14 protein-coding genes are annotated in these 18,357 nt (G+C 66.8%); 4 read left to right on the forward strand and 10 right to left on the reverse strand.

Going from position 1 to position 18,357, the window contains the following annotated elements:
• Nucleotides 1–490: 490 nt before the first annotated feature.
• The 8 genes from KOR34_RS01430 to KOR34_RS01460 all read right to left on the reverse strand — a co-directional run bounded on the left by KOR34_RS01430 (nucleotide 491) and on the right by KOR34_RS01460 (nucleotide 11,874).
• Nucleotides 491–1,918: a cytochrome b N-terminal domain-containing protein gene (locus KOR34_RS01430; RefSeq protein WP_146561542.1), complete on the reverse strand. Its 1,428-nt coding sequence runs from the start codon at nucleotides 1,916–1,918 to the stop codon at nucleotides 491–493.
• Between the two features lie 7 nt (nucleotides 1,919–1,925).
• A complete protein-coding gene (locus tag KOR34_RS01435) occupies nucleotides 1,926–2,465 on the reverse strand; it encodes a QcrA and Rieske domain-containing protein (RefSeq protein WP_197531043.1) in 540 nt (179 codons plus the stop codon).
• Nucleotides 2,462–2,692 (reverse strand): hypothetical protein, encoded by a 231-nt coding sequence (locus KOR34_RS01440; protein WP_146561544.1) that lies wholly within the window; start codon nucleotides 2,690–2,692, stop codon nucleotides 2,462–2,464. The genes KOR34_RS01435 and KOR34_RS01440 overlap by 4 nt, the downstream gene beginning before the upstream one ends.
• A 3-nt stretch (nucleotides 2,693–2,695) precedes the next feature.
• Complete coding sequence (locus tag KOR34_RS01445) at nucleotides 2,696–3,505, reverse strand: cytochrome c oxidase assembly protein (protein WP_146561545.1); 810 nt, start codon at nucleotides 3,503–3,505, stop codon at nucleotides 2,696–2,698.
• Nucleotides 3,502–5,733: a cytochrome c oxidase subunit I gene (ctaD, locus tag KOR34_RS01450; RefSeq protein WP_146561547.1), complete on the reverse strand. Its 2,232-nt coding sequence runs from the start codon at nucleotides 5,731–5,733 to the stop codon at nucleotides 3,502–3,504. Before ctaD ends, KOR34_RS01445 begins: the two co-directional genes overlap by 4 nt.
• Nucleotides 5,730–6,671: a cytochrome c oxidase subunit II gene (gene coxB / locus KOR34_RS01455; RefSeq protein ID WP_146561549.1), complete on the reverse strand. Its 942-nt coding sequence runs from the start codon at nucleotides 6,669–6,671 to the stop codon at nucleotides 5,730–5,732. Before coxB ends, ctaD begins: the two co-directional genes overlap by 4 nt.
• Nucleotides 6,672–6,733: 62 nt before the next feature.
• Nucleotides 6,734–6,883, reverse strand: a complete 150-nt coding sequence (locus tag KOR34_RS26355) for a hypothetical protein (RefSeq protein WP_197531044.1) — start codon at nucleotides 6,881–6,883, stop codon at nucleotides 6,734–6,736.
• Between the two features lie 260 nt (nucleotides 6,884–7,143).
• Nucleotides 7,144–11,874 carry a LamG-like jellyroll fold domain-containing protein gene (locus tag KOR34_RS01460; RefSeq protein WP_146561551.1) on the reverse strand — a complete coding sequence of 1,577 codons (4,731 nt, stop codon included), beginning with the start codon at nucleotides 11,872–11,874 and terminating at the stop codon, nucleotides 7,144–7,146.
• A gap of 316 nt (nucleotides 11,875–12,190) precedes the next feature.
• Between KOR34_RS01460 and KOR34_RS01465 the strand changes: the two genes are divergently transcribed.
• Entirely contained in the window at nucleotides 12,191–12,460 is a 270-nt protein-coding gene (locus tag KOR34_RS01465; protein WP_146561553.1) for a hypothetical protein, read from the forward strand.
• Between the two features lie 75 nt (nucleotides 12,461–12,535).
• Here KOR34_RS01465 and KOR34_RS01470 read toward each other — a convergent pair whose 3' ends face one another.
• Both KOR34_RS01470 and KOR34_RS01475 read right to left on the reverse strand, forming a co-directional pair.
• Nucleotides 12,536–14,452 carry an esterase/lipase family protein gene (locus KOR34_RS01470; RefSeq protein WP_146561555.1) on the reverse strand — a complete coding sequence of 639 codons (1,917 nt, stop codon included), beginning with the start codon at nucleotides 14,450–14,452 and terminating at the stop codon, nucleotides 12,536–12,538.
• Nucleotides 14,453–14,866: 414 nt separating this feature from the next.
• Nucleotides 14,867–15,154, reverse strand: a complete 288-nt coding sequence (locus KOR34_RS01475; protein WP_146561557.1) for a carbon storage regulator — start codon at nucleotides 15,152–15,154, stop codon at nucleotides 14,867–14,869.
• Nucleotides 15,155–15,525: 371 nt separating this feature from the next.
• Here KOR34_RS01475 and KOR34_RS01480 point away from each other — a divergent pair, with 371 nt between their 5' ends.
• From KOR34_RS01480 to KOR34_RS01490, 3 genes are all read left to right on the forward strand, one after another.
• Nucleotides 15,526–16,641, forward strand: coding sequence for a M24 family metallopeptidase (locus KOR34_RS01480; RefSeq protein ID WP_228714464.1), 1,116 nt, complete (start codon nucleotides 15,526–15,528; stop codon nucleotides 16,639–16,641).
• A 97-nt stretch (nucleotides 16,642–16,738) separates the two neighbouring features.
• The gene (locus tag KOR34_RS01485) at nucleotides 16,739–17,533 is read left to right on the forward strand and encodes a tyrosine-protein phosphatase (protein ID WP_146561559.1); all 795 of its coding nucleotides are present in this window, start codon (nucleotides 16,739–16,741) and stop codon (nucleotides 17,531–17,533) included.
• Nucleotides 17,533–18,333, forward strand: coding sequence for a hypothetical protein (locus KOR34_RS01490; protein ID WP_146561561.1), 801 nt, complete (start codon nucleotides 17,533–17,535; stop codon nucleotides 18,331–18,333). Before KOR34_RS01485 ends, KOR34_RS01490 begins: the two co-directional genes overlap by 1 nt.
• Nucleotides 18,334–18,357 lie beyond the last annotated feature (24 nt).

Consider the following 18,357-nt stretch of genomic DNA (forward strand, 5'->3'; position numbering starts at 1 on the left):
AGTCAACTTGCTCTTATGGGCCAGGGGCGTTTTGGGCTGCAATGACACTTACCCCTTCGACACGCCACGGTCCCCGCGAGATAAACTTGCTGCCCATCTCAACCTGCCAGCCCTGCCCGCTGACTCAGACCACTCAGGCATGCGAACCATAGGTAGCACTGCGGCTGCCGGATCGCAGCCGTATCCATTAGAAACCGGCCACCCGGAGCGATCTAATAGTAGGCGGGGACAGCTCTACCGCCGCGTGTTCAGCCGCTCAGAGAGGACGTAGTAGAGTCCGCCTCTCGCGGACGAAATCGGACAAGACCCTCCCCCGGCTCCACCTGGGGTCCGCTGTAAGTCGCTATTGCAAAACGACTTAAGCGGAATGGCCAGGAGAAGTGCGGTCCGAGTTTTGTCCGCTTCGCGCGTGTTTTCGGACAAAACCTCATTGGCCGAAACCAATGCGGGCGCAGCGCCCGGGTTTGATGCGCGGGCGGGCGGATGAGGGCTAGGGGGCGGGAGACGGCACGGGGGGCTGATCGCCGGTCCTGGTCATCAGGAAGTCGACGATCTGGGTGAGCTCTGCGGAGGTGATGCTGCTGGCGAAGGCGGGCATGTTGTAGCCGCCGTTGTTGATGCGGACGATCAGGTCGTCGCGGGTGAGCTGCTGCCCGATGGTCGACAGGTCGGGGCCGCGGTGGCCACCCGATCCGGAGATCGCGTGGCAGTACAGGCAGCTCTTGGAATGGACCAGCTGGGCGCCGTTGAACACCGGCCCCTCGGTCGCGCCGATGACGCTGGGCGCCAGTTCTGGCACGTCGAAGTCGGGTGACCAGGGCTTACGGTAGCCGTAGGCGGTGAGCACCACGAAGCCGGCCGACGCGGCGATCACGATGCCGACGGCCCAGGGGCGCTTGCTCGGCGCCCGGTGGCCTTTGTTGGAGAGCAGCGGCAGGCAGAACAACGCCAGGAACCCGAGTACCGGCACGCCGAGGATGAACCAGACCTCCAGCGCGGGGGGCAGCAGCGACAGCACCGCGAAGTACCACCAGAAGTACCAGTCGGGCATCGGGTTGGAGTGCACGTTGGCGGGGCTGGGCGCCGCGTCGAGCGCGGGCGGGCCGAACACGAGCGCGCAGCCGACGATCACCGCCCCGACGAACGCCGAGAACACCACGTCGCGCCACATCGCGGTGGGCCAGAACGACACGCCGGTCTCGCGCAGGCGGGCCTCGTAGGCCGGCTTGTAGGTGGTGGGGTCGACCGGCTGGTTGACGTCGGGCATCTCGGACACGCCGTGCCGGAACAGCAGGAACAGGTGCAGGCCGACGCCGGCGATCACCACGCCCGGCAGCACGAACACGTGGTAGACGAAGAAGCGGGTCAGCGTCGAGCCGCCCACGGTCTCGCCGCCTAGCAGGAAGTGGGAGATGGCCGGCCCGACGATCGGCGCGCGGGAGGCCATCTCGGTCGCGACGAACACGGACCAGACGCCGTTGGCGTCCCAGCGGAGCAGCTGGCCGGTGAACGCCATGCCGAGCACCGCGAACAGCAGCACCACGCCGGTCATCCAGTTGAGCTCGCGGGGGTACTTGTATGCCGCGTGCAGGTAGACCTGCGCGAGGTGGATCGCCACAAGCATGATCATCGCCGAGGCGCCGTACGCGTGCATGCCGCGGAGCACCGATCCGAACGGGGCTTCCTCGGTGATGTACCGCAGGCTGGCGTAGGCCAGGTCGCCGCCGGGCACGTAGGCCATCGCCAGGCACACCCCGGAGCAGACCTGCACGATGAACGCGGTGAGCGTGGCGCTGCCGAACACATACCACCAGCGGGCGTCACGCGGCACGGTGTGGCCGATGATCGGCAGGATGCAATCGGTGAATCCGAGGCGGCTGTCGATCCAGTCCCACGATTTTTTGAGGAGCGGAATCATGCGGGTGCTAGACGTCCTCGAGCGTGATGGTCGTCGTCAGTGGGACGGCCGCCGTGTGGATCTCGACCTGCCCGTCGCGGACGCGGGTGCGGTAGCGGTAGAGCGGCTCGGGCGGCGGCCCGCCGGCTACCGTGCCGTCGCTGTAGTAGACGCCGCCGTGGCAGGGGCACATGAACAGGCTCGCCTTCTCGACCCAGCGGACCGGGCAGCCGAGGTGGCGGCAGTTGATGGCGAACGCGGTGAAACGCTGGTCGTCCTCGCGACGCAGCCAGGCGGCCGTCTTGGCGGTGACGCCGGCCCACAGGCGGGGCGAGGGGTCCTCGAACTCCACCAGCACGGTGCCGCCCTGCTGGAACTTGTCGACGGCGCCCACCGCACGCCACCGGTGCGGTGCCCGGCGGAAGAGCGGCGCCAGCACGAAGCCGAGTCCGGGCGTTGCGATCATGGCGCCGATCGCCGCGGACAGGCCAATCGACAGCTTGGCCTGGAACGACCGCCGGTCTTCTTGCTCGCAGCAGCACTTGGACGGGGCGTTGGGGTCGTTCAACGGTTGGCCTCCCAGACGAGGACGATCTCGTGAATCCAGCTCTTCAGAGACCACGCAACCAGGCCAACACCGGCGACCGACATGAACCACATGGCGTTGATGTTGAACGTCAGCGCCATCAGCCCCCAGAAGGTCATCGCCACGCCCATCGCCATCGCGATCGGCGCGTAGGTGGGGCAGGGCGGCGGGGCGGCTTCCGGCTTGGTAGGTGGGTCAGGCGCTGGCACGACTTAGACTCCATTGTTAGCGGCCGGGGCCAGTTGATTCGGCTGCGGTTCGTGGGCCGCGTACCAGCGGCCCAGCAGGCCGATGATGGCGCCAATGTACAGCACACACGGGGGCGCCCACATCAGCAGCCCGCCGATGTGCTGATCGATGCCCGGCGTCAGCCCGGCGTTGTAGAGCGAGTTCATGATGCCGATGCGATCGGCCGGGTTGGCGAACGCCGGGCAGACCGACAGCGGCGCGAACGTGATGTAGACGCCCAGCAGCGTGCAGCCGAGGCACGCGGAGAACAGGTAGCCGATGCCGCTCAGCGGCGGCATGCGGTAGCGCTCGCACGGCGCGTAGATCGGCCACCAGAATGCGATGCCGGACGCGACGAGCGAGCAGTCTCGCAGGACGCCGACCGCCGGGTTCAGCGCGGCGGTGCTGCAGAGCTGCGGCACGTGCCAGAACCACATGGCGCCCACGCCGCAGACCCAGCCGAAGGGCGCTGTGGCGAGCAGCCGCCCGACGCGGTCAGGCAGCGGACGGTTGAAGGAGCGTTCGGCGGCTTGGCTCGGCAGGGCGAGCAGCAGGCACGCCGGCACGACCAGCAGCAGCACCAAGTGCTGCACCATGTGGGCGCTGAACAGGTAGCCTTCGGCCAGCACGCCGACGGGCGAGACAAACGCCAGGACCAGGAGCCCCAGGCCGACAAGCAAAATCGCAAGTTGTCCGCGGCTGCGACCGACCGACGCTGCGAGGTAGGCCAGCAGCAGCACGGCCGCCGCTGCCCACACGGGCGATGTCCAGCACCACAGTTTGCCGTCGGTCATAGCCGGAACGCCCCCAGGTAGATGATCGCGAACACCAACACCCAAACCACGTCGACAAAATGCCAGTAGACCCCGATGGCGGAGTACGGACCGGACTGCGGCTGGCGGACATGGCCGCCCCGGTCCAGCGCGCACATGATCCCCAGAGCAACCAGGCCGGCCGCCACATGCAGCGCATGAAACCCGGTGACCGTGAAGAACGTCGAGGCGAACAGGTTGCTCGCCACGTTGACCCCGCCGGACAGCAGCCCGGCGTACTCCCACGCCTGACCGCACAGGAAGACAATGCCCAGCGCGATGGTCGCCGTGAGCCACTTGGTGAACTCCGCCTGGCGGCCTGCTCGCAGGGCGCGTTCAGAAAGCCAGAAGGTCACGCTGCTGGCGAGCAGGAAGACACTAAACGTGGCCGTGCGGGGAACGTTCAGGACCGACTGGGCGGTGGGGCCGTCCTGTTGCTCGCCGGAGTTGAACACGACGTACGCCACCAGCAGCATCACGAAGAACACCGCCTCGGAGGCGACAAACGCCCAGACGCACACCGCGGCCCGGTTGGGGCGGGCGCCGCGGTCGGGGGGAGTTGGGTCGGACTTCCAGTCGGCGTGTTCCGGGTGCTGCTGATCCCACACCGGCCGCCGACTCTGGATCTCCGGCAGCGGCCCAACGAAGTTTTCTTCTGGCGGCGGGGAAGCGGTCGACCACTCCAGCGTGAAGGCGTCCCAGGGGTTGTCGCCCGCGGGCGGGCCGAGGCGGAGGCTCCTTACCACGTTCCACACCAGCACCAGGGTGCCGGCCGCCATGAACACGACCGACGCGGAAGAGATCCCGTTGAGCAGCGCCCAGCCGGGGTGGTCCGCGTAGGTGTAGACCCGCCGCGGCATGCCCATGGCGCCGAGGAAGTGCTGCACCATGAACGTGCCGTTGAACCCGACCAGCCACAGCCAGAATTGCCACCGCCCGAGCCGCTCGTCGAGCATCCGGCCGGTGATCTTGGGGAACCAGTAGTAGGTCGCGGCGAAGATGGCGAACACGATGCCGCCGATCAGCACGTAGTGAAAGTGGGCGACCACGAAGTAGGTGTCGGTCATCTGCCAGTCGATCGGGACCGCGGCGAACATCACGCCGGTCAGGCCGCCGATAACGAACTGGATGAGGAACGCGATCGCGAACAGCATCGCCGTGGTCAGGCGGATCGCGCCGCCCCACATGGTCGCGGTCCAGTTGAAGATCTTCACGCCGGTGGGCAGCGCAATCAGCATGGTCATCGCCGAGAAGAAGATGTTCGCGCTCGACCCCAGCCCGACGGCGAACATGTGGTGGGCCCACACCCCGTAACTCAGCAGCAGGATCACCGTCGACGACCCGGCCACAAATGCATAGCCATAGATCGGCTTGCGGGAGAAGACCGGGATCACCTCGGAGATCATGGCGAACGCCGGCAAAGCGAATACGTAGACCTCTGGGTGACCGAAGATCCAGAAGAAGTGCTGCCACAGCAGCGCCGAGCCGCCCCGCGCCGGCTCGAAGAACGCGGCGCCCAGCCAGCGGTCGACGCACAACAGCGCGAGCGCCGAGTTCAGCGGCGGGATGGTCACCACGATCAGCATCGCCTGCATCAGCATGATCCAGACAAACAGCGGCACGCGCTGCAGGCTCATCCCCGGCGCGCGCAGGCAGAGCACGGTGGCGATGATATTGATGGCGCCGGCCACCGACCCGATTCCCATCACCACCAGGCCGACAATCCAGTAGTCGACGCCCGGGCCCAGGCTGTAGGGCTTGGTCGACAGCGGCGCGTAGGAGAACCAGCCCGCGTCGGGCGCCGAGCCGGTGAGGAAGCTGAAGTACAGCAGGAACCCGCCGAACGGCAGCATCCAGAAGCTCATCGCGTTGAGCCGCGGGAACGCCACGTCCCGCGCGCCGATCATCAGCGGCGTCAGGTAGTTGGAGAACCCTGTGAAGACTGGCATGCCCACCAGGAACACCATCGTTGTGCCGTGCATGGTGAACATCTGGTTGAACGTCTGGGGCGACAAGAACATGTTGTTTGGCGTCGCCAGCTGGATGCGGATCAGGATCGCCTCGATGCCGCCGACCACCAGGAAGAAGACCGCGAGCAGGATGTAGAGCACGCCGATCCGCTTGTGGTCGACCGTGGACACCCACGAGAGCAGGCCCGCGGACGCCCCGCCGTCGATGACGTCGTGTTGTTCGGCGACGGCCGTGCTCACTCGAGGGTCTCCAGGTACGCGACCAGCTGCCGAACGTGCGGTTCGGTGAGCCGGAAGTTGGGCATCTTGCACCCCGGCTTGATCGCCTGCGGGTCCGCTAGCCAGCGGGCGAGGTTCTCCGGGGAGTTCTCCAGGGCGCCGCCGGCCAGCTCCTTGCGGGATGCGATGTGGGACAGGTCGGGCCCGATGGTGGCTACAGCGCCGGTCCCGTTGATCGCGTGGCAGTTGACGCACGAGAGCGACCCGAACAGCCGCTGGCCTGCCGTGGCGTCGGCGCCGGCAGGGTCGGCGGGCGCGGCGAGCCGGGCGGATTCCCAAGCGGCGTACTCGCCGGGCGGCAGGGCGTACACCTTGAAGTTCATCCACGCGTGCTGTGTGCCGCAGAACTCGGAGCAGAGCCCCTGGTAGCCGCCGGGGTTGTTTGCCTCGAGCCAGATGAAATTGTCCCGCCCCGGGATGGCGTCCATCTTGCGGGCCAGCTGGGGAACCCAGAAGCTGTGGATCACGTCGGCCGACTGAAGCCGCACGCGGATTCTTTTGCCGACCGGGATGTAGATCTCGTTCGCGCTGACGATGCCGGACGCGTGGTGCCGGACCTCCCACCACCACTGGTGACCGATGACGGTGATCTCCGGCTCCGCCGACGCGTCGTGCGGTGAGTGGATCGCGGGCACGGCGTTGACCGTGAGGATCAGGTTGGCGCTGATGGCGGCGATCCAGACGACCACGATCGCAGGGCCCACCATCCAGTACATCTCGGACCGGGCGCTGCCGAACTCCTGGGTGGGAAGCTCGACACGCGACCGCCCCCGCCACAACGCGACGATGATCAGCACCGCCACCACCGTGAAGATCCCCGCGCTGATCAGCATCACCAGCCAGAACAGGTCAAAGATCGCCTGCGCCTGGGGGGATTCGGGGCGGAAGACCGGGAACATTGTGCTGGCCGTCGGCGTGGTCGGTGCAACGCGGCCCGCCACGGGCCGCGCACGCGGGGAGTCTACTTCGGCTGCATGAGCCGCATCGCCAGCGACAGAACAAGCGTTAGCACCAGGCTGCCGATGATCGAGATGTGCAGGTGAAAGAAGAAGTTCAGCGCGACCAGCAGCAGCACAAACACAACGAGCTGGGACACTAGGCTGCGGTTCATCAGGGGCCCCGTTCGTGCTGGGCGGCTTGGATTGGGTCGAGGTGAGTTGCAGGCGCACCTGCGTCGGCGTCCGGACTGCCGATTGCCCTGGCGAGATGGCGACAGGCGGGGCGGACCCGGGCCGAGCGTTGCCCAGTATAGCGGAGAATCGCCAGTGGGCGAGAGAAAACGCGGTGCGCAGCGGCGGTGTTGCCCCGCCCTAGACAGAACGGAGCGATTCACTCTCCTGCGGCGAGATCACCAGCAAACAGCAAGCCGGATCAGCTCAACGCCGAGTCGGCGTCCTGCAGCTCGTCGCCCCAGTCCTCGGTAAGCTCCGCAAGCGCCGTGTCGGTGCTGCTCTCTGCCGGCGCTGCTTTTGGCGCCGTATCCAGATCGTCCAGTTCCGGTTCACGCGGGGCGTCTGCGAGCAGTGCGAACGTGGTCTGCCTGGCCCGCCAGACGTCAGCTCCCTCGATCTCATCCGACGAGGCTGCCGCTGATAGCGCGGGAGCGTTCTCGCTGCTCATCACGGACGCGGCGGCAAGCCAGACCTGTTCGCCTTCGCCCAGCGGATCCCCAATCGGCATGGCGGCGAGGACCGGTTCGGCGGCTAGCGGGGCCGACGCCGCGCCGGCCATCTGCAGGATCTGCTCAGCAGAGAGCGCGTCGCCGTAGATGCGGAAGTCGTCGATCCGGCCCTGCAGGGGCGGGTCGGCCGGGTACTGCGAGTCGCCCAGGTAGTTCTGCGTGGTGAACCCTAGGTCGCCCGGGCTGAGGGTCATGTTGTTGTTGGCGCCGACCGCGACCCCGTCCAAGTAGAGCGTGCCGGTGGCGCCCGATAGGGTCACCGCCACATGATGCCACTGGCCTGCAGAGATGGCCGGGCCATTGATCTGCTGCTCGCCGCCACCGCTGCCGGTGGTGATCGCAAACCGCAGGGCGCCCCCGCCGGCCTGCGGCGTTAGAAACATGTTGGTGCTGGTGCCGCTGCCGAAGTCGAAGACGCGCGACCAGGTTGCAATGGAGTCGAGGTTGATCCAGGTGGCGATGGTGAAGTCATCCAGCCCGCTGACGATGCCGTTGCGGAGCTCGGCGTGGCCGCCGCTGAGCTGCAGGGCGTTGCCGTCGACGCCCTGTGCCCATGAGAACGAACCGGTGACCGAGCCTGCGGCGCCGCCCGTGGAGTCGACCAGAGTAGACCCGAACGACTGGTTGGCGGCGAACAGGGCGACTGGCTCTACCACGTTCAGCACGGCGGTGGCGTCGCCGGAATCGGTCTCGACCAGCACGGTGACCGGGCCGCCCGACGTGGGTGCGGTAAACAACCCAGCGGGGTCGACAGTGCCGCCGCCGCTGCTGATCGACCAGACAGCTCCGTTCGGAGCGCCAATAGGCGCCCCGAACTGGTCGATCTCGACGGCGGTCAGCTGCAGCTCGGCGTCTGCCGCCACAGAGACTGCGGTCGGCGTCACCACGACGCCGGCAACCGCCTGCTCAACCGTGACCACAACCGAGCTGATGGCGATCGACTCGGCCGTGGGGTTCTCGATCGTGGCCGTGAAGGTGTAGTCGCCCGCTTGGCTGAAGGAGGCGATAGTGTTTTTGGCGCCGTTCGTCACGTTCGCGGCGAATTGCACTGCGGCGGGGCCGGTGGCCGACCAGGTGTAGACCAGCTGCCCCTCGCCCGCGCTCAGACTACCGAGGACCGAAAGCATAGTCGAGTCGCCCGTCACCGTTGTGGGGGTTGCGGAGGCTGGGGCTGCCACCGTCGGCTGCTGCGCCACGGCGTCCCGCCACACGGTGTAGTCCGCCGCATCGACGACGCTGTCCTCGTTGCCATCGGCGCGGAGGTCGCTCGTCGAGCCGTAGGTCGATCGCCAGACGGCGTAGTCGTTGGAGTCGACCGTTCCGTTGCCGTCGTAGTCGCCGGCCAGGCTGGGCACGGAAAACGTCGCCTTAACGAGTCCCGACCATTGGCCGGACGGCTCACGCAACCGCGCCCACACGGTGGTATCCTCGGTCAGCACGATTGGCGCGCCGTAGGCAAGCACCTCGGACGACGGGTTCACGCCGCCGCCTACCTGCCGCGGGTCGGTCTCACCGTCGAGCGAGTAGTAAATCGTCCCGCCGCTAGCAGAGAGCTCCAGTGGGAACCCTGGGGTGACCTCACCACCGTGCTGGCTGAAGACCGGCGCGCCCAGTTCGTTGAGCAGCCCGGCGTCACGCAGCTGTTCGATGACCAGGTCGCCGCGAACCTGGAGGTAGGTGTCGCGGAGCCAGGCGGCTTCCGCGTCCCAGTCGGACTTGTTGTAGGGCGTGGATCGCTTGGCGTCTCCCCAGCGGGCGGCGTTGGCGATAATGGCGGGTCCGACCTGGGCGATCCGCTCGTCCAGCCGCGCGACGCTGGCGTCCACCGTCAACGCGCCGCCGTTGAACATCAACTCCTGCGCTTCATCGATAAAGCGCTGCACGTACTCCGGGTGCGACAGCAGGTCCTGGTGCAGGAACGCGGGGTTGAAGTACTCGAAGTCGTCGTACAGGTCGCCGCTGAAGGGGCCGGTGCGGTCGATGTCCACCGTGCCGTGCAGGGTGCCGTTGATCTCGCCGGCGCCCATCGAGTGCTCGTTGTCGTGCAGGAAGAACTGGAAGCCCTGGTCGGCGGCCGCGCGGTCGTAGATGCCGAACCAGTTGTTGGCGCGCTGGTTGCCGAAGAACGCCGAGATGCCGGTGTCGTGCCCGCCGGTGTAGAAGATGATCATCATGTAGTCGACCAGGTTCTCGACATCCAGCAGGACGGGCAGGCTCTCGTTGCGTGTGCCGTCCGGGTTGAGGCCTTGCATGGTCCAGTAGTTGTTGGCGGCCCCGGCGGGGTTGTCGGCTAGCCCCTGCGCGAGCTCGAAGAGCTGCCGCCACGCGACGTCGGTGCCGTCGGCGATCTCGGTGCCGCCCGACTCGAACGGGTCCGACTTCACGACGTCATAGTCCTCTGGGTCGCCGCCGAAGTAGGCCTCGCCGAACTGCTCCTGGATCCGCTCCTGCGTCATGAACACGCCCCAGTACTGCCCGTTCAGGTACAGGTGCACGTAGGTGCTGCGGGTGTGGGGCTGGTCCATGTCGGCCTGGGTGTCGCGGGCGAAGACCTCACGCAGGAACGAGTTCTGCTGGCCGTTGACTGAGTTGCCCCAGTTGGCCCACGAGTAGTTCTGCGACGAGCGGAGGTCGAGCACGTCGAACTCGTCGGCGCCGTCCTCGCCGTGCAGCGGGTAGTTGAGCAGGCCGTCGCCATAGTCGCTGCGGAAGTACAGGCGGAACGCGTGCTTGGGGTTGCCGTCGTTCCGCGATGCGCCGCCGCGGATCCTCAGCCCGGCGTTGGTCGAGAAGCCCTCGGTCTGGTCTGGGTAGATCAGCTCGACCGACGCCTCACGCTCCCACTCCCGGCCGCGGTTCTGGGCGTTCACGTAGATGCCCGTCGACGAGTCGAACAGGTTGGCCACATCGGTGGTCAGGTTGATGGTCGGCAGCGACGACAACGAGTCCTTCACCGCCTGCTCGCCGTACAGCGAGACGATCTCCGGGTCGATCCCGTAGTCCAGGAACTGGCCGTTGACGTTGTTGCTCGGCCAGCCCGTCGGCGCCTGGCCGAAGGGCGACTGATCCACAATGTCGTCCAGGAACAGGTAGCTCGCCGCCTGCACAAACGACGGCTGGAAGTCCTGCTTGAAGGCGATCGCCCGGAGGGTCGTTGTGCCGTTGACTGTGATCGGGCCGGAGTACGCCTGGCCGTTGATTGGGTTCAGGTTCTGGTCGACCGCGGGCGTCGAGCCGTCGGTCGTGTAGACGATCATCGCGTCTGCGGTTTCGGTGCTGACCGCGACCTGCTGCGCCGAATTGTAGAACCCGTGCGGAACGCTGAAGGTCGGCTCGGCGGCGAATCCAGCGAAGCTCTGCCCGTTGCCGTAGCCTGGCGTGGCGGCTTCGAAGTAGCCCAGCTGATCGGGCTGCGTGATCGACGACTGGCTCGCGACCAATTCCGGCACGACGAGGAAGTCGGAACTGCCGGCTGAGAAGTTGAGCGCGTGGACCGCCAGCACGTTCTCGCCGTCGACCAGCGTTGACAGGCTGGCGGACACGTCGAACTCGACGAACTCGATCGCGTCGAAGTCGTCGTGGATCGACGTGGCTGTGGATTGGTAGCTGAGCGACGCCGGCGCGTTGGCCGAAGCGATCTCCACGCCGTTGAGGTACGCGACAAACCCGTCGTCGTACTTCATGCGGAGCGTTAGCTGCCCGATCCCCGCGACCGAGTCCAGATCAAACGCCACCCGCACATACAACGACGAGGTCCCCGATGGGACGCCGGTGTTGAACTCGCCGACAAAGTTGGGGTTGCCGCCCGGGGAGTTCTCGTAGCCGAAGCCCGAAGGCCCCTGGATGTTGAACACGTTGTCGTTGAACCCCGGCTGCATCCACGACGCGTCGTGGACGCCGCTGGTCGGGACCCACGCGCGCGCCTGGGCGCCCTCGGCAACGATCGTCTCGGGGACGCTGGTCATGGTGAGGCCGTACGACACGTCCTCGAACTGCTGGGGGAACCCCGGCGCAAACCCGTCGATCACGGTGACGCCATCGGCCGCAACCAGTCCGAGGTACTCGCCGTCGGCGCCCATCTTGAAGTTGGTATGCAGCTCGCCGTTGGGCGCCTGGAGGTCCTTGTCCGACGCGAACACCACCAGGAACTGGCCCGGATCGATTGACGCGCCTTGGGGGAACTCCCACTTGTTCAGTTCTTCTGCGTCGTCGGTAAGGAACAGCCCACCGAGATCAACGGCCGAAGTGGTCGGGTTGTAGATCTCAATCCAATCGGCGGCGTCCCCTTCGAAGTCGTTGAGGGTGTCCTCGTTGGACGCCATGATCTCGGTGATGCGGAGCGCCGACGCGTCGAGCACCTGGCGCTCCTCGAGCCGCTGAAACTGGAGGGTCCGCCGGCGACACTGGGTGTGCTGCGTCATGAATGCCAATCTGTTCCGGGGCGCCGTCGCCCGAACGGGCGTAGGCGAGTAGGTGGGAGGAGGGGGTAGCGGGCTGCACTACGCGGTGCGGCGGCGCGCCGCGTGCGGGATACATAAATTAAGTTTATATGAAGGGCCTGTTAAGATCTAGCAAATGGCCTGAAATATCCACGCAGCCTGGGTGAGACGGGACAAAGCCACGCGTTCCAGAGCATTTTGCCCCACGTGACTGCTAATCGCCGCCAGCGGACGGCCGGCGACGCTGTGATACAATCTGCTCGGCGCGGCAGCTCATCACCCATCCGGAGCCGTAGACATGCCCACACGCGATCAATTGGGCGAGTTGGTAGCCAGCCTGCAGCAGGAACGCGACGAGCTGAGGCTCCGCATCCACCTCGCCGGGATGGAGGCCCGCGACGAGTACGAGCGGTTGTCGGGCAAAGTCGGCCAATTGGGCGAGCAGTTCGAGCCGGTCCGCGACGCTACGGAGGAGGCCGCCGGCAATGTCTTTGCGGCGTTGATGCTGGCCGCCGGCGAGATGAAAAGCGGGTTCGAAAGGGTGCGCCGCGCCATCAAGGACTCGTAGTCGCTGCTGAGACTGCCCAGGTGCACCGGGCTAAGGCGGGCGGGATCCGCCTAGCAGTTCCAGCGCGCCCGTCGGCTAGTGGGCGTGACGATCTGCCGGCGCGACTGCGGTCCGCGGGGCATCGCCGTCGAAATGCTGGGTTGCAAGCTGCACGCGCGGGTAGCCATAGCCCGGCGACTGCAACTCGCTGACCTGCTCGAGCAGGATCCGGCGGACCTCCAGGATGCTCTGCGGGTGCCGGTGCAGCGTGAGGTGATCGGACGGCACCACTAGCTGCGAATCGAGCTGGGGCGAGCCGTCTAGGCGGGCGCTGTCCAGCGCCACGACGCCGTCGCCCTCGCTGCCAATCAGCGTCCGCCAGCCGGACTCGGGAGCGTCGCCCATGATGTTGTGGTAGCTGACCCATGGTCCTGGGGGCGCGTCGAGCAACGGCGGCAGCAGCGTGGAGTCGGGCGCCAGCGAATCGATGCTGGTCCGCAGACTGACCGGCGAGTGCAGACGGAAGTAGCCAGGGTTCTGCGCGAACAACTGCTGCCGACCCTGCATGGCCCGCATTGGGGCGGCAATCAGCTTGCGTCCTAACCAGGTGGTCAGGCCGTTGGCGAACTTGCTGCCCCGGTGGGGGGAACCGATCGTGACCACCCGCCGCACCGACGGGTTAGGCCGGAAGAAGTACGTCGACGCGAGCGTCCCTTTGGTCTCTTGATCGGCGATGAGCGACTCGAACGGCCGCTCGGTGTTGGCCTCCCAGAACAGCCGCTTGCTGTCGACGCTCTGCATCCGCGACACCAGGCCCCCCATGCTGTGCCCGACCAGCACCATTTGATCGAGCGCCGGCGCTCGTCGTTGCGGGTCCAGGTCGGCCCGCAGCCGATCGAGGTCCTGGCGGAGCTGCGCGGCGCTGGCCTGGAAGGGCTGACCGGACGGGTACAGGTAGAACCAGAACTGGTAGTGGTCGCGAACGTTGGGGTCGCTGCGGAGGTCGTTGAACATCTCCATCCACGTGACCGGGCTCGACCACAGGCCGTGCACCATCAGCACCGGCATCTTGTGGGGGTCGTAGGGCTCTAGCATGTAGAGCCCCTGCAGCTTCTTCACGCTGTCGGGACGCAGCAGCCCTAGCGTGGAGATCTCGTCCTTGCGGAGCGCCGGCTGGTTGAGGTAGTACGCCAGCGGCGTGCTGAGGTCAGACTCAAGTGGCACCACGCGGTCGCGGATGGAGATGGTCTGCCGGTCGAGCGGGTCGTGCAGCTCGAGCACAAACGCCGGCGCCGGTTCGGCCGGGTTGACCAGGTCGTGCTCGTTGTGGCTCACGTTGCGGACGCGGTCCTCGGGCGCCGACTCGGTGTTCACGCGGAGGAACGCGGTGAGCGGGAACGACAGCCGCTCGGGCATGTACGCCTCGGCCGGGTCCTCGGTGTCGTGCCGCCGCCGCAGCGCAATCAGCGGGACGCCCAGCCCGTAGGAGTGGAAGTGGTTGCGGAGGCCGTTGACTTGGTAGTCGCTGACAAACTCGAACCGGTCGAGGTCCTCGTCGTGCCAGCCGGAGCTGCGCAGCACGACATTGAACGAGCAGACGTGGTGGGCCGTTTTCAGCGTGCGTCGTTCGCCGGGGCGGAGCTGGCCCTCTTTGCTGACCAGCCTCAGCAGCCCCTCCAGCGACTGGTTGTACAGGTCGCACGCCCCGCGGAAGTGCGGATCGAACTCGCTGACGGCAGCCGCGTCGTCGAAGAGATAGGCGTACGCGTTGCGGAGCGAGGTGCCGTACAGCTCGGTCGCGCGGGCCGGATCACGCTGCTCGCTGGCGCCGAGGTAGGCGAGCTCCGCCATTGCGTAGCGGTGGGCTTGGCGAGTCATGGGCGTCGACAGCTTGTCGATGGCCGCAATCAACGCCGGGCGGTCACCGGAGAGCTCGCCGAGCAGGTCGAGCTGGCGGAGCAGCTGCTCCGTGCGTGCCGAGGGCCGAGCGCCCATCGGCGACAACGCGTCCATCCGCGTTGCGAGGGGGTTTTGCGGTGACTCACGCAGGGAGACCCACTGCGTTCCCCCAGCGCAGCCGACCAACATCGCGGCGCAAACCAACCACAGCAGATGGAGCGGTTGGGTTCTGATTGGGTGGGACACAGAAGGCTCGCGACCAGGCCTAGCTACGAAGCTGGGGCGACCGCTCCATGAGCGGCGTCGCGGGACTCTACTAGCAATCACGCCGGCGGGTCAATATTGAAGCCGGCGGCTAGAAATACCTGATGAGGTGACAGTGCGAAAACTCGCACGGGGTGCTAGCTCGCATTCGCCGCAGGGCCGATTGCCCCAACGTAGAATCGTGGGGCAATCGACCGTGCGCGGGCGGATTGCATGCGGTCGCTTTCCGCCCGCCGTGGTGCGGCGTCGAGCTAGGGTAGGTCGTTAACCGACCGCTTGGGCGCGGTTGTCGGCATACGCCGAGTGAAGCCGCGGCAGGGGCAGTCGGGCGTGCTCGACGGTGTAGGCGTCGTCCGGTTCTCCGGAGCCTTCCTCGACGAGATCGACCTCGAATTCGGTGGCCGCTTGCTTCAGCTCTCCCCGCAGGATGCGGACGTCGCGCGGCGCGTTGATGGCTACGGTGACACGGTTTCCGGCGATCCGGCGGATCTCAACCGTCACGTTGTCGCCGATCTGGATGGACTCGTTCGCTTTTCTACTGAGAACTAACATCAGCCATCGTCTCCTTGTTAATCCTTGCGTTCCGAGCGAGGCTCCTACCTCGCTGCCGTGCTTGCCGCGTGACGCGACCGAATCCCCTTCTGCAAGTCCGGCGCCAATCGATGCAATCCCGGTGGCCGTGGATGCTAGCTTGCGGAAATGGCGGGATTGCGTCCTTTATCCCGCTTAGCAAGAACGCCTGGTCGTCGTACGGAGTGGGTGCCCGTCTCAATAAGAGATCATGGATCCTGGATTGGGACGCAAAGAGGGCGATCTTGGCTACTGGAATGCGGTCGCGGCGGTAGTCGCGAATCGCCTGATCAGGTATCCCTAGAGGCCGTTCTTCATGCTTCGCTACAGCCCCGTTACGGAACCGCAGAACCGTGTCTAACCCCTGGGACGTCGACCTCAACGCCTGCCGCGGCCGGCAGCAACGCCTCCTTGCCGAGATGAATCGCCTGGGGGTTGGCCTCGTGGTGCTATCGCGGTCCAAGTCAGTCCAGTGGCTTACCGGGGGCTACGTGGGCCCATTGTTCCCGGTGCTAGCCGCGATCGACGCCCAGGGCCGCACGGTGCTGGTGCTGCCGAGCCGGAAGGTAAAAATCTCCGCCGCGGCGGATGAGGTGCATGGCTATGAGGAGAAGCTGCTATCAACCATGCGGGACGCTCCCGACCAGATTGTCGCGAGCGTGGCCACGTTGTTCGACCACCTGGCGCCGCCGACGGGCAGGGTCGCCTGTGAGTTTTCCGCTGCAAGCCACCACCTGACCCGGTCGTGGTCCGACGACTGGCTGGACTTTGACAGCGTGGTCTTTGCGCTCCGCCGCCAGAAGGACCCCGACGAGCTCCGCATGCTGGCCCGGGCGAATGAGGCGAACGAGGCGATGTACCGCGCCGCGCGCCAGATCGTGAAGCCTGGCGTGAACGAGCTGGAAGTCTACCGCGAGCTGCACTCGGTCGCGGTGGAAACGCTGGGCGAGCCGCTCACCTACTTCGGCCAGGACTTCCAGGCGTGCAGCCGCGGTGGGCCGCCGCGCGACCGCAAGTGCGAGGCGGGCGAGCTCTACATCCTGGACCTTGGCGTCGGGTTCCGAGGCTACTACTCGGATAACGCCCGCACGCTAGCAGTCGGGGGCGACCCCTCGCCGCAGCAGCAGAAGGCGTGGGATCTGATCGGCGAGGTGTTCGCGCTGGTGGAGTCGACCGTCGCGCCGGGCGCAAGCTGCAAGGCGTTGTTCGAGCAGGTGAACCACCTCCTCGCGGACGCGGCGCCGTGGCTCTTCAACCACCACCTAGGCCACGGCGTTGGCCTGGCGCCGCACGAGGGTCCCCACCTGAACCCCAACTGGGACGACACCTTCAAGCCGGGCGACTTCTTCACCGCCGAGCCTGGGCTGTATCACGAAGAGCTGCGGGCCGGGATGCGTCTGGAGCAGAACTACCTGGTCACCGAGACCGGCGTTCAGCTGCTGACCGACTGGCCGCTGGGGATGGTGTAGCGGAGCCGGCGGACCGGCGGTGGTTTGTCTTGACCTGTGGCGGCGTGCCCCTATACTCCGCCGCCGTCCTGCCACCGCCCCCCACCTTGGGTACGCCATGCCGCCCAACTTTGTCGACATCCACTGCCACATGCTGCCGGGCATCGATGACGGCGCCCGCGATAACGCGGACTCGCTCGCCATGGCGCTGCTGGCGGTGGACGAGGGGATCGAAACGGTTGTCGTGACCCCTCACCAACTCGGCGCATTCTCGCACAACCTCGGCGATGAGATCCGCGTGCGTGCGGTCGAGCTCCAAGAACTGCTGCGGGCCAACGGAACGCCGCTGAAGGTGCTCCCGGGCGCCGACGTGCGGATCGACGACGGCCTGATCGACAAGCTGCAGAGCGGTGAGGTGCTGAGTGTTGGCGACCACCGCCGGCACGTCCTGCTGGAACTGCCCCACGAACTCTACCAGCCACTCGAGCCCGTGCTCGAGGCGTTGGTGGCCCACGGGATCACAGGAATCCTTACGCACCCCGAGCGCAACCGCGGCATCCTCGCCCAGCCCGGGCTTGTGGAGCCGCTGGTCGAGTTCGGCTGCCTGATGCAGGTCACCGCCGGCAGCCTGACCGGCGCCTTCGGCGACGCCCCCCGGGCGATGGCTGAACGCATGTGCTCCCGGGGCCTGGTGCACTTCCTGGCGACCGACGCCCACGGGCCGCGGTCCCGCCGACCAAAGATGCTCGACGCATTCCGCCGCGCTGAGGAGCTGGCCGGCGAGGAGGCCGCCATCGCCTGGTGCTCTGGCAACCCATCGCTCGCCGCCGCGGGAAGGGAGGTGCCTGCCGGCGCAACGCAGGTCCGCCCGGCCAGGAAGTCCGCGTGGTCCTTCTGGCGGAAGGCGGCTTGATGGCGGTTGTCACTCGACGCGCGTGGCTGGCCGCGGCGGCGGGGTGCCTGGTGGCGTCCCGCGGCGCGGCGGCGGCCGCATCGTCGTGGGTCGACCAGTGTCAGTTCGGGCCGTTCCAGGTACGGGCGACCTTTCCGCTCGATTCTACCACCGCACTGCTTAACGAACTGCCCGCACTGGAGCTCGAGCTCCGCCGCGTGCTGGCCCTCAAGCCGTGCTCAGAGCCGATCGACATTGAGCTGCTCTCCGACAAGCGGCAGCACCGCGACTACCTCCGCCGCCGATTCCCCGGCACGCCCTACCGCCGCGCGTTGTTTGTCCGCCAGAGCGGCCGCTCGACGGTGTTCGCGTACCGCGATGAGGAACTGGCGGTGGACCTCCGGCACGAGTGCACGCACGCGCTGCTGCACGCCGACCTGGCGATGGTGCCGCTGTGGCTCGACGAGGGCCTCGCCGAGTACTTCGAGATGCCCAAGGACCAGAGGGCGTTCGGCAACCCTCACGAGAAGCTGCTGCACTGGGACCTGCGGTTTGGTCTGGTGGAGCGGCTCGACCGACTCGAAGAGAAACGCGACCTGTCCGAGATGACCTCGGGCGACTACCGCTCGGCGTGGGCCTGGACGCACTTCCTGCTGCACGGTCCGCCCGCGGCCGCCCAGCAGCTGTGGTCATTCCTCAATGCGATCCGCCGCGGCGAGCCGCCGGGACGCATGTCTGAGCGGCTCGAGTCGGCCCTGCCTGGCGTCGACGGCAAACTCGCGCGGCATTTCCAGCAGTGGGCCCGGCTCACCAAGCGGTAGACCGCGGGCGTACGCGGCGAGAAC

It is taken from the genome of Posidoniimonas corsicana, assembly GCF_007859765.1.
Classification (GTDB): Bacteria; Planctomycetota; Planctomycetia; order Pirellulales; family Lacipirellulaceae; genus Posidoniimonas; species Posidoniimonas corsicana.